At 54.4% G+C, this 13,207-nt stretch carries 13 protein-coding genes; 11 read left to right on the forward strand and 2 right to left on the reverse strand.

Annotation, left to right across the window (positions count from 1 at the left end; genetic code table 11):
* From CGZ80_RS08300 to CGZ80_RS08350, 10 genes are all read left to right on the forward strand, one after another.
* Nucleotides 1-1,784, forward strand: a 1,784-nt coding sequence (locus tag CGZ80_RS08300; protein WP_143543803.1) for a chemotaxis protein CheA, incomplete at its 5' end; no start/stop codon positions are given.
* Nucleotides 1,785-1,979: 195 nt separating this feature from the next.
* Nucleotides 1,980-2,426: a chemotaxis protein CheW gene (locus CGZ80_RS08310; RefSeq protein WP_094413260.1), complete on the forward strand. Its 447-nt coding sequence runs from the start codon at nt 1,980-1,982 to the stop codon at nt 2,424-2,426.
* A gap of 74 nt (nt 2,427-2,500) precedes the next feature.
* Nucleotides 2,501-4,090, forward strand: coding sequence for a methyl-accepting chemotaxis protein (locus tag CGZ80_RS08315; RefSeq protein WP_143543804.1), 1,590 nt, complete (start codon nt 2,501-2,503; stop codon nt 4,088-4,090).
* Nucleotides 4,091-4,367: 277 nt separating this feature from the next.
* Nucleotides 4,368-4,754, forward strand: a complete 387-nt coding sequence (locus CGZ80_RS08320; protein WP_094413264.1) for a response regulator — start codon at nt 4,368-4,370, stop codon at nt 4,752-4,754.
* A gap of 52 nt (nt 4,755-4,806) precedes the next feature.
* The gene (locus tag CGZ80_RS08325; RefSeq protein ID WP_094413266.1) at nt 4,807-5,700 is read left to right on the forward strand and encodes an HDOD domain-containing protein; all 894 of its coding nucleotides are present in this window, start codon (nt 4,807-4,809) and stop codon (nt 5,698-5,700) included.
* 20 nt (nt 5,701-5,720) lie between these two features.
* A complete protein-coding gene (locus tag CGZ80_RS08330) occupies nt 5,721-6,863 on the forward strand; it encodes a chemotaxis response regulator protein-glutamate methylesterase (RefSeq protein ID WP_094413268.1) in 1,143 nt (380 codons plus the stop codon).
* A 25-nt stretch (nt 6,864-6,888) separates the two neighbouring features.
* Complete coding sequence (locus CGZ80_RS08335) at nt 6,889-7,713, forward strand: CheR family methyltransferase (protein WP_094413534.1); 825 nt, start codon at nt 6,889-6,891, stop codon at nt 7,711-7,713.
* Nucleotides 7,679-8,167: a chemotaxis protein CheX gene (locus tag CGZ80_RS08340; protein WP_094413270.1), complete on the forward strand. Its 489-nt coding sequence runs from the start codon at nt 7,679-7,681 to the stop codon at nt 8,165-8,167. Before CGZ80_RS08335 ends, CGZ80_RS08340 begins: the two co-directional genes overlap by 35 nt.
* Nucleotides 8,168-8,235: 68 nt before the next feature.
* Nucleotides 8,236-8,598: a response regulator gene (locus CGZ80_RS08345; protein WP_094413272.1), complete on the forward strand. Its 363-nt coding sequence runs from the start codon at nt 8,236-8,238 to the stop codon at nt 8,596-8,598.
* 76 nt (nt 8,599-8,674) lie between these two features.
* Nucleotides 8,675-9,136 (forward strand): hypothetical protein, encoded by a 462-nt coding sequence (locus CGZ80_RS08350; protein ID WP_094413275.1) that lies wholly within the window; start codon nt 8,675-8,677, stop codon nt 9,134-9,136.
* A 214-nt stretch (nt 9,137-9,350) separates the two neighbouring features.
* Here the strand turns inward: CGZ80_RS08350 and CGZ80_RS08355 are convergent, their stop codons facing one another.
* Nucleotides 9,351-10,226 carry a polysaccharide deacetylase family protein gene (locus CGZ80_RS08355; protein WP_094413277.1) on the reverse strand — a complete coding sequence of 292 codons (876 nt, stop codon included), beginning with the start codon at nt 10,224-10,226 and terminating at the stop codon, nt 9,351-9,353.
* A gap of 9 nt (nt 10,227-10,235) precedes the next feature.
* Complete coding sequence (locus CGZ80_RS08360; protein ID WP_094413279.1) at nt 10,236-11,348, reverse strand: GNAT family N-acetyltransferase; 1,113 nt, start codon at nt 11,346-11,348, stop codon at nt 10,236-10,238.
* 422 nt (nt 11,349-11,770) lie between these two features.
* On the opposite strand from CGZ80_RS08360, the gene CGZ80_RS08370 reads away from it, so the two are divergent.
* The gene (locus CGZ80_RS08370) at nt 11,771-13,189 is read left to right on the forward strand and encodes a lipopolysaccharide biosynthesis protein (protein ID WP_094413283.1); all 1,419 of its coding nucleotides are present in this window, start codon (nt 11,771-11,773) and stop codon (nt 13,187-13,189) included.
* The last annotated feature ends 18 nt before the right edge of the window (nt 13,190-13,207 follow it).

Below are 13,207 nucleotides of genomic sequence, written 5' to 3' on the forward strand. Positions count from 1 at the left end.
GGGGGTGTGGTGCGCCAGGCTCCAGACCGCCGGCCGCGCCTCCACAACCTGCGGCCGCGGCAAAACCTTCACGCGGCCGCGCGTCCGAAGCAGGACGTTCGGGAGGGGGCGATTCCAGTGAGAAGTCTGCCTCCGTCGTCGACAGCACCGTTCGTATCGATGTCGCGTTGTTGGACAAGCTCATGAACCTGGTTGGTGAGCTTGTTCTGGCTCGAAATCAGATCATGCAATTCAGCGGTGCGACGGAAGATCCCGCCATGGCGGCGGCCAGCCAACGGCTGAATTTGATCACGACCGAATTGCAAGAAGGCGTCATGAAGACGCGGATGCAGCCGATCCGAAACGCATGGAACAAACTGCCACGCGTTGTTCGAGACCTTTCCACATCCTGTGGCAAGAAAGTAGCCGTCGTCATGGAAGGTGCGGACACAGAACTCGATAAGACGATTCTTGAAGCGATCAAAGATCCGCTGACGCACATCGTTCGCAACTCTGTCGACCACGGAATCGAACCTCCCGAAGTTCGTCTCGAAGCTGGCAAGCCGGAAGAAGGCACGCTGTGTTTGCGAGCGTTCCATGAAGGAGGCCAGGTCAACATCGAAATCGTTGACGATGGCGGCGGTATCAATGCCGACCGGGTACGCGATAAGGCGTTGGAAAAAGGCCTGATCACTCCCGAGCAAGCCGACACGATGGGTGATCGAGAGCTCACCAACCTGATCTTGCTTCCGGGTTTTTCGACCGCTGCCAAGGTCACCAACGTTTCCGGGCGTGGCGTCGGCATGGATGTCGTGAAAACGAATATCGAGCGAATCGGCGGCACTTTGGAAATCCAAAGCAAAGGCGGACAAGGTACGACCTTGCGGATCAAGATTCCGTTGACTCTGGCGATCGTGCCCGCATTGATCATCAAGTCTGGTGGCGGCCAATACGCGATCCCGCAAGTCAGCTTGCTGGAACTGGTTCGTTTGGATGGCGCACGTGCCAAGAAAGAAATCGAATACATCCATGACGTCCCCGTCTACCGACTTCGCGAGCACCTGTTGCCACTGGTTTATCTGGACGAGCAACTCGGAATTCGTCCGTTCGGCCAGCATCGACAAGATCTCGACGCGGTCAACATCGTTGTGCTGCAAGCCGAAGACAGACAATTCGGATTGGTTGTCGAAGCGATTACGGACACACAAGAAATCGTGGTCAAACCGCTCGGTGCACACCTGAAAAACATCAGCGCCTACGCGGGCGCAACGATCATGGGCGATGGAACGGTCTCCCTGATTCTGGACGTCATCGGCATCGCGCAGAAAAGTTGCGTCCTGATTGAACATCGCGATCGTTCGCTGCGTGAACATGCCCACCGTGGAATGTCGCGATCGAAAGACGGCGAGTCTGTTCTGATTATCGACTCCGGTGACGGCACTCGCGCTGCGATCCGACTCTCCTCGGTCGCACGACTCGAGGAGTTTGCTACGAACGACTTGGAACGCAGCGGCCATAGCTACGTCGTTCAGTATCGCGGTCAAATCCTTCCGCTGATTTCGTTGAGTTCACAGGTCAGTGACTTTAGCAACAGCGGCCAGGAACGCCTGCATACCGTGGTGTACTCCTATGAAGGTCAAAGCGTCGGCATTGTCGTCGGAAAGATCGTTGACATCGTGCACCAACAGTTGGGCAATAACAACGACGTCGCGTCCGGACGAAGTGTGATTCAAGACCGCGTCACACAAATCGTTGACCTGAAACACGTCGTCAGCCAAGGCGTCGGCATGTCATCGCATTGGTGAGGTGAGAGCGTCACCAGGTTTCGTATCGATTCGTCGAACGATCACTTTTTGCAACGTAGCGTTTAGCGGATCGCATCCAGTCGGTTCTCCGAGATCGACATCAACAGCACGGGGGCGCACTGCAACTTTGGTTGCTTCGGTGCCCCTACCGGTCACCCACCAGCAATCCATTGTTTGTAGCCATCTGAAAGAGACATGTCACAACAATCCAGCCAACAACTTGAGTCCTATTGCACGTTCCGTGTCGACGACCTTTTGTTCGGTGTCGAAGTTTGTCAGGTTCAAGAAGTCATTCGGACACACCCGACAACATCGGTCCCTTTGGCACCCGCGGTCGTCCACGGCCTGATGAACTTGCGTGGGCAAATCGTAAGTGCACTCAACCTGCGATATGTCTTGGGAATGCCCCCCGCCCAATCCGATCACAAACCGATGAACGTCGTCGTGCGTTCTTCGGAAGGCCCGATCAGCTTGCTCGTTGATGAAATCGGTGACGTCGTCCAAGTCGATCGAGATCGATTTGAGCCTCTGCCCGAAACGCTGCAAAGCCAACAACGAGAAATGCTCACGGGGGCCTTCAAACTTGAAGGCAAATTGCTGTTGATTCTCGACATCGATCGTGTTCTTGCCATCCCCGCGTAGTCGCTTTTGCTTTCCAAGCGTTTTGTCCCGATACACCAAAGACACCAGCACAATCACATCGAGAGGCAATTTCCGTGTCATTTAGTCGCTTTACAGTCCGTACAAAAATCGCCTTCTTGGTGGCGGTGGTCTCCACTTGCTTCGTCGGCTACGGACTGTGGTCATGGAAGACGCTGCAGATCGCCAAAGTGAATGGCCCCTATTACGAAAAGATTATCGACGGCAAAAACTTAATCGCCGACATGCGGGCGCCTGCGAACTACATCATCGAACCCTATGCGTTGGCGCTCCACATGGCCAATGAAGTCGATGAAGGCGTCAACGAAAAACAGATGGGCCGCTACATCGCGCATTGCAAGACGTTGAAGAGCGAGTTCAAAGATCGCTACGACTACTGGAATGGGCACCTAAACGATGGCGACATCAAGCGGGCAAAGAATCTGAAATGCTATCCACCGGCGGCAGAGTTCTTTGAATTACTGGAAGCGTCTTTTATTCCGGCATGTGTCAGCGGAGACGCGCGGGCAGCTCAGATGTTGATTCGTGGCCCAATGCGTGAGGCGTTTGTCGAACATCAAAACTCGATCAACCAAGTCATCGACCTGGCGGCGCAGCGAAACCTTGCGACGGAAGCTGAAGTCACTTCGGTTATCGATAGCCGGCGCAGCATTTCCACCGCGTCAACGTTTGGTGTCCTCGTGATCTTTGGCGTCGCCGGATGGTACATCGCACGAGAAACGGTGTTGCCGCTGCGAAGTTCGGCGCTCAACCTACGCCGCCTCTCAAACGACGACTTAACACGTGTCAGTCTTCGCCTGCGTCAGGACTCGGAACACACTTCCGATCAAGCGAACTTGGCGGGTGGTGTCGCTCAACAACTGAGCTCAAACGCGCAAACGCTAGCTACCGCCGTTGACCAATTCGAAGAGAGCATCAAAGAGATCTCTGCCAACGCGTCAAACGCCGCGAATGTCGCTCGCAACGCGGTCGATGCGGCAAGCCTGACGAACTGCACGATCACTCGTTTGGGAGACAGCAGCGGCGAGATCAGCAACGTGATCAAAGTGATCAACTCGATCGCAGAACAAACGAACCTTCTCGCTTTGAACGCAACCATCGAAGCCGCTCGGGCTGGTGAAGCCGGCAAAGGTTTTGCGGTGGTAGCGAATGAAGTGAAGGAGCTTGCGAAGGAAACCAGCAAGGCAACCGAAGACATCATCGGCCGAATTGAAACGATTCAGTCCGATACCAAAGAAGCGATCAACGCCATCGGATCGGTCAGCCAAATCATTTCCGAGATCAGCGAGAGCCAAAACGCGATTGCCGGAGCGGTCGAAGAACAAACCGCGATGACATCGGAGATCTCCAGAAATATCGGGGAAGTTGCGGCCGGCAGTAACGAGATCGTCGAAAGCATCGCGAAAGTCGCCTCCGCGGCGAAGAGTGCAACGACGTACTCCGATCAAACGCTCAGCACGGCCAGCAGCATTGAAAGACTGGCGGAGGAGTTGTTGGCGCTGGTTGGCAATGTTCAAGAAGCGACTCGAAAAGCGGCAGCGTCGTCGAACAAGCCGACGCCCAAAGGCAAGCCGCCCGCGAAGCAAGGCGGCGGAAAGTACCGCCTTCCGGAAGCTCGCGAAGACGCATACCTAGGTTCGTTCTAGCAACGAACCTCACAAACATGAGCGGTGATTCACAATCGAATCATCACGTCCATCTTTGATCGCCCGCGCCGCAACTTGTGTCGCGGGCGACTTTTTTGGGTCTTCCCCATCGCTGTGAGGGCATGCTTTTTGGGCAGTCCCGGATGGCAAGTCCGTGTTCCCTAAGCAATGCAAAATTCTCATTTCCTGGCGGCCATCTGACTAGCAGCCAGCCAAATTTCAACAACCGGCAGCCTTTCACTTTCTTCGCTGCATATCAGGGTCAAAGGTACAACCGATGAAATCCTTAGTCATTGATGACTCTCGCGCAATGCGTCGCATCCTCCGTTCGATCATGTCAGACCTGGGCTTCGACGTCATCGAAGCGGGTGATGGGAAAGACGGGTTGGAGAAATTCACTGCCGAGCGTGACGACATCGAAGTCGTTCTCGTCGACTGGAACATGCCAGTGATGAACGGGCTCGAGTTCGTCAAAGCGGTTCGTGAGCTCGAACAATTCGCCGACAAGAAATTGGTCATGGTGACCACCGAGACCGAGCCGGCTCAGATGGCCAGGGCACTGATGGCAGGTGTCGATGAATTTGTCATGAAGCCGTTTACCAAAGAGATTTTGGTCGAAAAGCTAAAGCTGATCGGCGTTGGCCTGAACACGTCCGAAGTCTAGTCAACCGTCCTACAACCCTGTGTCTACTATCCGTTTTGAAAAAGGAATTCCAATGACCGCCAAAGCAAGTCCCTCGGCAGATGCATTGAAGCAAACGCTGCTGGATCGGTCTGACGAATTGGCAATGCTTCCGGCAGTTGCCAGCGAGGCGTTGGCATTGGCCAACGACCCCGATTGCAAGACCGAAGAATTGGCAAGCGTCATCGAACGCGATGTGAAGCTGGCGACAGAAACCCTGTCGATGAGCAACAACGTTATTTTTTCTGCCAGCGTCCCCGTCGTCAGTCTTCGCCAAGCGGTCGTACGACTTGGTCTGAAACAAGTAAGAAACCTAATCATCAGCTCCAGCGCGGCGAGCTTGATGAAGAACATGCCGTTGGAACAAGAATGGGTTCGTGAGATTATTTGGCAACACAGCTTTCGCACGGCAACTGTCGCCACTTACCTCAATCGCCAATTGCGAATCGGCTTTGACGGCGAAGAGTTTACTGCGGGATTGCTACATGACTTTGGGCGGTTGCTGCTTGCCGTCGCCAACCCAGAGGACTTTGCCGAAGCCGACCCGATGTCGTTCGAAGAGGAAAGTGAGTTCCTGTCTCGCGAACGAAACGTGCTCGGCATTGACCACTGTCAATTCGGTGCTTGGTTTGCCGAATTCAACAAACTGCCTCGGTCTCTCGTTTCGGTGATCGAACTGCACCACTTGCCCGAAACGCACCACCCCAATCAAAAGCTGATCGCGTTGGTCGCGGCCGCCGATCATTTGGCCAGCCATTTTCAACGTTTCGACAAAGACCATGGTTACGACATCGGTTTGAATCGGGGCGCGCACGTCCTGTCGAAGCTGGGATACCCCGAACTACTCGAGAACCGTGATCAGGTTGTCGACGAGATTCTTGACGGAGTTCTCAGCGAGTCCGCTTCCGGTAACTCCGACATTGCATAACGGCGGGAAACATTAAGTCCATGTCTAACGAAATTCGAGTTTTGCTATGTGACGACTCTGCAGTGATGCGGCGATTGCTTCGCGCGTCAATGCAAAGCGAACCGTGCTTGAACGTCGTTTTCGAAGCCGAAAACGGTCGCGAGGCGGTCGACAATGTCAAATCGGTTAAACCAGATGTGATCATCATGGACGTCGAAATGCCAGTGATGGATGGCGTCGACGCGGTGCGTGAAATTCGCAAACTGTCACGTTCCGTTCCCATCATCATGTTCAGCTCGCTGACCAGCCGCGGTGCCGAAGCATCATTGGACGCGATCGAAGCCGGCGCCTCGGATTTCGCGACCAAACCGGTCGGGGCCGGACACATCACTAAAGCGATGGCATCGGTCCGTCGCGAGCTAATTCCAAAGCTGTTGCAATGGACTCGTCGGGCACCAATCGAACCTCCCGTACCCTTTAAATTCGATGCCAAAGCGACGCTGCCGCCACACAATGGCACTCCTACACAACACGAACCGTCGTTTGTACCGGAACCCGGTAAACGAGGGTTTGCGGCAACCTCGTCTGGCCAAGTCAACGTCCTGGGAATTGGCGTCTCGACAGGTGGGCCACAAGCCTTGGCAACCGTACTAGGCGGACTGCCCAAAGACTTCCCCATCCCGATTGTGATCGCCCAACACATGCCACCGGTGTTCACCGGGTTACTTGCGGACCGTTTGGCTTCGCAAACCGGACACAAGGTCCGCGAGGCGACGCACGGCGAAGAACTGCTCGCCGGTAACGTCTTGCTCGCGCCAGGTGATTATCACCTACGGGTCATTCGGGATTCAGGAGTTGTCCGCGCTCAGCTTGATCAGGGGCCACTGGAAAACTCCTGTCGTCCGGCGGTCGACCCGCTGTTCACATCCTTGGCTGATTGCTACGGGGACCGAGCCCTCGGTCTCGTCTTGACCGGAATGGGACAGGACGGGGCATTCGGCTCGAAGCGGCTACGGGAACGTGGTGCGCATGTTTTCGCGCAAGACCAGGAAACGAGCGTGGTCTGGGGGATGCCCGGCCAAGTGGTAAAGGCGGGACTCGCCAACAAAGTCTTGCCGATCGGCCAGATGGCTAACGAAATCACTCGAATGGTGCGTGCCGGCCAACCGGCAAGCATCACTTGATCTATCACGGGGAAAAAACACAACGATGACCCTTGCTACATCAGATATCGACTTCCTCCGTGATCTCGTTGCCAAACATTCTGGGAACGTGATCGCGCCGCGGCAAGTTTACATGCTTGAGCAGCGACTCGCCCCGCTGGCCGGAACGATTGGCCTAGGCGACGTCCCCGCGCTCGTTGCGAAGCTACGCTCGACGAATGACGCCAACCTTTCCAATCAGGTGGCAGAAGCCGTCACAGTTAACGAGACGAGTTTCTTTCGTGACATGCATGTGTTCGAAGCCATGCGTAAGTCAGTCATTCCTGACTTGATGAAAAAGAACGAGCGATCAAAAGAAATACGCATATGGTGTGCCGCGTGCTCCAGTGGCCAAGAACCCTATTCGCTTTCGATGGTGATCCGAGAACATTTCCCCCAACTCGCTAGTTGGAAAGTCAGCATCGTCGCGACGGACCTGTCCGAAGAGATGCTTTCCAAATCACGTTCGGGTGCTTACTCGCAACTCGAAGTCAACCGCGGGCTGCCGGCAAAGAGCCTGGTTCGTTACTTCGAGCGCAAAGGCGCGTCGTGGCAAGCGAAACGTGAACTGTCGGAATTAATTGACTTCCGTCGGTTAAACCTCACTACCCCTTGGCCATTTCTTGGCCAGTTTGACGTCATCTTCATTCGCAACGTCCTAATTTATTTTGACCAACGTACGAAGGCTGACATCTTGACGCGAATGCGGAGAGCTCTGCGGCCCGACGGGTACCTGTTCATTGGCGCTGCCGAGACGACGATCGGTCTAAACGTTCCCTTCCAGAGGACTGAAATTGATGCAACCGTTTGCTATCGACCAAACAGCCAGTGACCCGAACGATGATGATGACTCACTTGTGACGGTCGACTTGATCGCACAAATGGTCGACAACCTTTTCACAGCCATGCTTGAGATGGATGTCGATGCTTCACCCATCGCACCACCTGAACTCGATGCCGAAACACTCTCGGCGTCGATCCAAATCAGCGGCGAACGAAGCGCACTCATCCAAGTGTTCGCGTCACATGACCTGGCAACCAAAATCGCAACCGCCATGTTTGCGACGGAAGCCAGCGACCTGGCCGAAGAAGAAATCCTGGACGCGCTTGGCGAAGTCGTCAACGTCATTGGCGGAAACGTCAAAGGTGTCTACGACCAAGAATGCGCATTATCGCTTCCTTGTGTCGGGACCATTCAAACCCCGCTTGCCGACAACGCAATGACCACTGCCTTCGATCTCGGAGGCGAACCAATCACTGTCCTGTTTAAAGAACGCACCCAATAACTCATTCTCCGTTTCCACTACCGAGGCAGCTCCAGCCTACGGTTCAAATATTTTCAGAAGGAAGTTAGATGAAAATCTTGATCGTTGACGACAGCAAAGCGATGCGAATGATCGTAGCTCGCACGCTGAAACAAACCGACTTGACCAACTTTACCGTCATCGAAGCCGGAAGCGGTGCTGAAGCTCTCCAGAAGCTCGAGACCGAATCGCCCGACCTCATCCTGTCCGACTGGAACATGCCGGAAATGAAAGGCATCGAACTGCTGCAAAAGGTCCGCGAAGCCGGTAACAACATTCGATTCGGTTTTATCACCTCCGAAAGCTCCGTCGAAACTCGCAAACAAGCGACCGAATCAGGCGCAGCCTTCCTGGTGACCAAACCGTTCACCGCCGATTCGATTCAGGCCGCCCTCGAACCGATCCTGTCGTAATTGACATCCCACCGTTCCCTCGCACCAGGTTCATGGTGCAACCACTTTCCCCAGTTAAACTCTCGGAAGAACTATTATGACCACTGCAAGTTCTAGTATTCCCGCCGAAGAAGTCGGCTCATTTTTCCACAACCTGCTCGGGTTGCAAATCAAAGCAGTCGATTGCGACGGTGAAGTTGCCGCTGCTGCGGTTGCCGTTTACAACGACGGCGAAGGCAATCCCGCTGGCTACATCGTCACCGATGTTGCTTGTGCTGCGATCCTGGGTGCCGGACTGACTCAAATCCCACCGGGCATCGTCAAAGACAGCATCAAAGACGGCAAGATCGCCGAAAACCTTTGTGAAAATGTCGGCGAAGTTTTCAACATCGCCGTTAACTTGCTGCCTTCCCACCAGTCACGTCACTTTGTCCTGCAAGGTGCCGAGTACGACGGAAGCAGCGAACTTCCTTCGGCAGACAAGATCACGCTCGATCAAAGCTTCGAATTGGATGTTCAACGCTACGGCAAGGGCAAGATGCGTCTGATCCAGTGCTAAGTACTCGCTGAACGAGACGGCCGGGTGATTGTCGCAGTGGACGCAATCATCCGGCATGAGAACCATTGAAAAGTCGATCGCGGTCAAATCCAAAACCGCGGCCGAAGTCATGGAAAATGACAAAGCTGTTGCGTTTTAGTCGCCTCAGCGAAACCTCTCTCGCGCGTTCTAGCGAGCAAAACTCTCGCGTTCCAGCGAGCAGGGCCCACACGTTCTAGCTTCGTGAATCCGACAGCTGTGAATCCGACAACAATGTCGATTCGGCAAAGCGGAAATCGATCCCCAACGACACTTTCCTGGGATCGATCGTCATCCAGTTTTTGAAGCGAATGAAGTCTGGGTCGCCATGAATTCGCTGGATGTGAAACGGATCGCTCCCAGCAAAATTGTATGCCCCGTATGCCGAGCAGACGCCTTTCAATCCGGCTTGTCGGAGCAAATCCACTGCCGCCTGATTCATGTTTTCGGGCTTGCCATAGGGAAACGCGAAGTAACGGACGGGACGACCGATCAACTGCGAAAGCTCTTCGGTGGCCGTCAGGACTTCGTCGACCAATTCATTCGGGTCGGTGATCGCGCCGACGTCGCAATGGCTTCTCGTGTGAGCGCCAATTTCGACGCCTTGGCCCGCCATCCACAACAGTTGCTCGATCGTGTTCGTCGGCAGCTCAACACCACGCTGCACATCATGTGGAAAGGGCTTCTTCCCGTACATGAAATCAAGCGTAACGAAATAGGTCGTTGGGACACCGAGCTGGACCAATAACGGGATCGCCGTGTCAAGGTTTTCGGCATATCCGTCGTCAAAAGTCACCGTCGCTGTGGTTCGGTCGTTCTGTCCCGTCGCCATTCGGCGCTGGACCTCTTCCAGCGACACAATGTCCATATTTTCGATCAACCAATGGATTTGGCGCTCAAACTCACCACTCGAGATGGTCCATGGGTTGGGATGTTTGTCTGCGACACGGTGATAGAACAGGACACACATCGGCGCGCGGCGCTCTTGTTCCAGTTTCTCGCGATAGTGCTTTCGCAACCACGAGGTACCGGCGTAGTACGCGTGTAGACCGATTTGGCGAGTGTCCAACATTCGGTGCCTTTAAGTGCGGGGCGTCCCGACTCCCAAACTGTGTTTGACAAGGTTTTTGAACGTGATACCGGTCTGACGAACTTGCTTGTGCACCTGCGCCCGCCCGGTCGGACTGAACGCTCGCAATTGCTGCGTCGCGACTGGTTCGGCGCGCCATCGCAACTTGTAGGGTTCGTCGCCACGCATCATGTCGAAAACAGTCCGTCCACTCTGGATCGACTCGCGAATCGCATGGCAAAACACGCTCAATCCGGGTCGCAAATGTGACATTTCGGGGTCCATCCCGGACTGATAGAAATACCAAGCGTGATCGTCCGCGATTGCGAAGTGAGCACAAATCGGTTTGCTTTCGGCGAATGCGATCAGGAATTGCAAATGCCCGGATCTCAACAAACGCGCCGCAGCGGTCCGTAGAAACTGTTCAAAGTGGGGGTACTCAAAACAGTTTGACGTCCCGGCATCGTCGCGACGCTTTTGATGCAACGCAATGAAGTCGGGCCAATAGCGTTCGAGTTCGTCAGTCGTTTCGATCCGTACCAATGAAATGGTGCCCTCGTCGATGCTTTTCAACGATTGGCGAATCTCGCGACGCCCACTCTTAGAGCGCAAATGAATGTATTCATCCCACGATGAAGGAAGCGAGACGGCGTAGCAGGGATCCCCTTCGGTACGCTCAAACGGCAAGGAAACGCTTTGCATCGATTGAGCCAGTGCAGCGATGGTTTCGTCCACCGCATCCACACCGATCAACTCGATCATGTCCCATCGAGTGCGACCGTCAGAGCCGGCTAACCACCCGGCAATTGTCTCGCAAACCGAGTGGCGATGCTGCGGGGCGACCGACAGCGTCAAATGGTCCGTACAGGCTTTTCCAGACCCGATAAATACGATCGTACGTCCGCCAGCGGTGCGTCGCTCGAGACACCAAGGTGCCACTCCGACCGTCTCATTGCCTTCTCGTACAATCAACACGAACGGCTGGTACGATGCCGCGAACGCTTCCAGCCAACTGCCCATCCATTCCCAGCACAAGAAAGGGTGCGGGGCGAGCCGATTAATCTGTGCGATGTCCTCTGACGACAGCTTCTTTAGATCGTCGATTAGCTCGATACGAAGTGTCATCCTTTTTCCTTTTCCGGTTCCTGCGATGGCTTGGATGCGATGCAGGCAACATAGTTTGTTGTATTGATGGGCCCGCGATAAATGTGGGATACCCTCTGGAAGAGGCAAACCAACACGGGTCTTGCAAGATCGATGATTTCGGGTCTCGTCAATTGCCGCTCACCGCCGTCGTTAAAACCTGCACAATCAATCTGCTTCGTCGGGTCGGGTATTCGATCAGCAACGCGCAATCGTCACGACAGGCTTCTCGCGAGGTAGCGTTCTTGGATCAGTGCCCACCGCGATTCCGAGCGATCGACCATCGCGGTGGCCAAGCCCGAGGGGAACATGAGCCAAGCCACATCTAATTCGATTGACCAAGCGCCCCGTCGTAGGGCAGCAGCGGATACATTTTCCAAAAGCGTACTGCTGATCGCAGGTTGATGATTGTCCAGCGCGCGATTGGATTCTTTCGCAGTTTCTATGTCTGCGGTGCCCTCTCGGCGGACGAAGTTGGACAATGGGATTTGGCATTCAATTTTTTGATGCTCGCCGCACCATTGACCGTCTTGGGAATTCCCGGTGCCTTCGGCCGTTTTTTGGCGAAGTACGAAACTCATGGCGACCAAAAGCGTTTCCTTTCGCAAACTCTGATCGCATGCTTGGTGCTGACGTTCGCATCCTGCACATCGATCTGGCTGATGGCCGAAACCGTCGCGGAATATTTCTTTGGATCAACTGAATTCAAAGGGCTTGTCCGTCTGCTGGCGATCGGATTGCCGGTTGTCATCTTCTTCAATTTTTCGACCAGCTGGTTCAGCGGAAAACGCCTGAACCGATTTGTGTTCCGAATTCAATTCACTCAAACGCTGTTCTTTGCAGTCGCCTGTGTCGCATCGCTTCGTCTTTTTAGCGTGTCAGCGAAATGGGTCGTCATTTCCTATCTCGCGTCCTGCTTGATCGGGGTGTTGTTGGCATTCGGATATTTCGCGGTCGAGGAAGAAACTCAAGATGCCGAGCGAGCCTCCGATTCGGCCATGGATCATACGATGTGGCGCAAGTTGCTGCCCTTCGCGATTTGGGTGTGGGTTGGCAACGCACTCGAGAATCTATTTTCGCTTTGTGACCGAATGCTGCTTGTCAACTTTTACCCAGACAGCGGCGTCGACGTTCAGTATTTGATCGGCCAATATCACACCGCCTGTATTTTTCCACTACTGCTGATGTCGATCGGCGCGATGGCGGCATCGACCGGGATGCCGTACTTGGCCAAGGACTGGGAAGAGGGTCGCCAACAAGCCGTTGCCGATCGGATGAACCTGATGATGAAGGCTGTCGGGATGATCTGTCTTGCTGGCTCGGTCGGCGTTTTGCTGATCGCACCGGTATTATTCGGTGATCTCTGGAAAGACAAATTCACCCTTGGCGAGGCCTTGTTACCAATGGCACTGTGTTTCTGTTCGATCGGCGCCATTTCGACGGTGACGCAGAACTACGTGTGGTGCATTGAAAAGGCCTGGATTACAAGCTGCTTTGTGTTGATGGGACTGATTGTCAATTTTGTTTCGGGCTACTTCCTCGTCCAGCGAATGGGGATCGAAGGTGTTGTCGCGTCAACACTGGTTGCTCACCTGTTCGTCTTATCCGCAGTGTTCATCGTATGCATCCGCCATGGGCTTCGCATCGATCTGGGCGTGCTGTTGATCGGAATTGCGATCCTCGGTGTCTCGGCTGGGAAAACGACCGCCCTGTTTGGCTTTTTGATGATCGCTTTTCTGTGCCTGAAGTCGACGTTGATTATCGACGCTCGGCTTCGAACCAAACTGATTGGACAACTCACACAACGTCTACGACTATCTTAGGCACGCATGTCAGTCCGC

The organism is Rhodopirellula sp. MGV (genome assembly GCF_002251265.1).
Taxonomy (GTDB): Bacteria; Planctomycetota; Planctomycetia; order Pirellulales; family Pirellulaceae; genus Stieleria; species Stieleria baltica_A.

Excerpts from the sequence above, each read along its gene's own strand:
- CGZ80_RS08310 (WP_094413260.1), top strand. The coding sequence starts at position 1,980 with ATGTCACAACAATCCAGCCAACAACTTGAGTCCTATTGCACGTTCCGT.
- CGZ80_RS08320 (WP_094413264.1), top strand. The coding sequence starts at position 4,368 with ATGAAATCCTTAGTCATTGATGACTCTCGCGCAATGCGTCGCATCCTC.
- CGZ80_RS08325 (WP_094413266.1), top strand. The coding sequence starts at position 4,807 with ATGACCGCCAAAGCAAGTCCCTCGGCAGATGCATTGAAGCAAACGCTG.
- CGZ80_RS08330 (WP_094413268.1), top strand. The coding sequence starts at position 5,721 with ATGTCTAACGAAATTCGAGTTTTGCTATGTGACGACTCTGCAGTGATG.
- CGZ80_RS08335 (WP_094413534.1), top strand. The coding sequence starts at position 6,889 with ATGACCCTTGCTACATCAGATATCGACTTCCTCCGTGATCTCGTTGCC.
- CGZ80_RS08340 (WP_094413270.1), top strand. The coding sequence starts at position 7,679 with ATGCAACCGTTTGCTATCGACCAAACAGCCAGTGACCCGAACGATGAT.
- CGZ80_RS08345 (WP_094413272.1), top strand. The coding sequence starts at position 8,236 with ATGAAAATCTTGATCGTTGACGACAGCAAAGCGATGCGAATGATCGTA.
- CGZ80_RS08350 (WP_094413275.1), top strand. The coding sequence starts at position 8,675 with ATGACCACTGCAAGTTCTAGTATTCCCGCCGAAGAAGTCGGCTCATTT.
- CGZ80_RS08355 (WP_094413277.1), bottom strand. The coding sequence starts at position 10,226 with ATGTTGGACACTCGCCAAATCGGTCTACACGCGTACTACGCCGGTACC.
- CGZ80_RS08360 (WP_094413279.1), bottom strand. The coding sequence starts at position 11,348 with ATGACACTTCGTATCGAGCTAATCGACGATCTAAAGAAGCTGTCGTCA.
- CGZ80_RS08370 (WP_094413283.1), top strand. The coding sequence starts at position 11,771 with ATGATTGTCCAGCGCGCGATTGGATTCTTTCGCAGTTTCTATGTCTGC.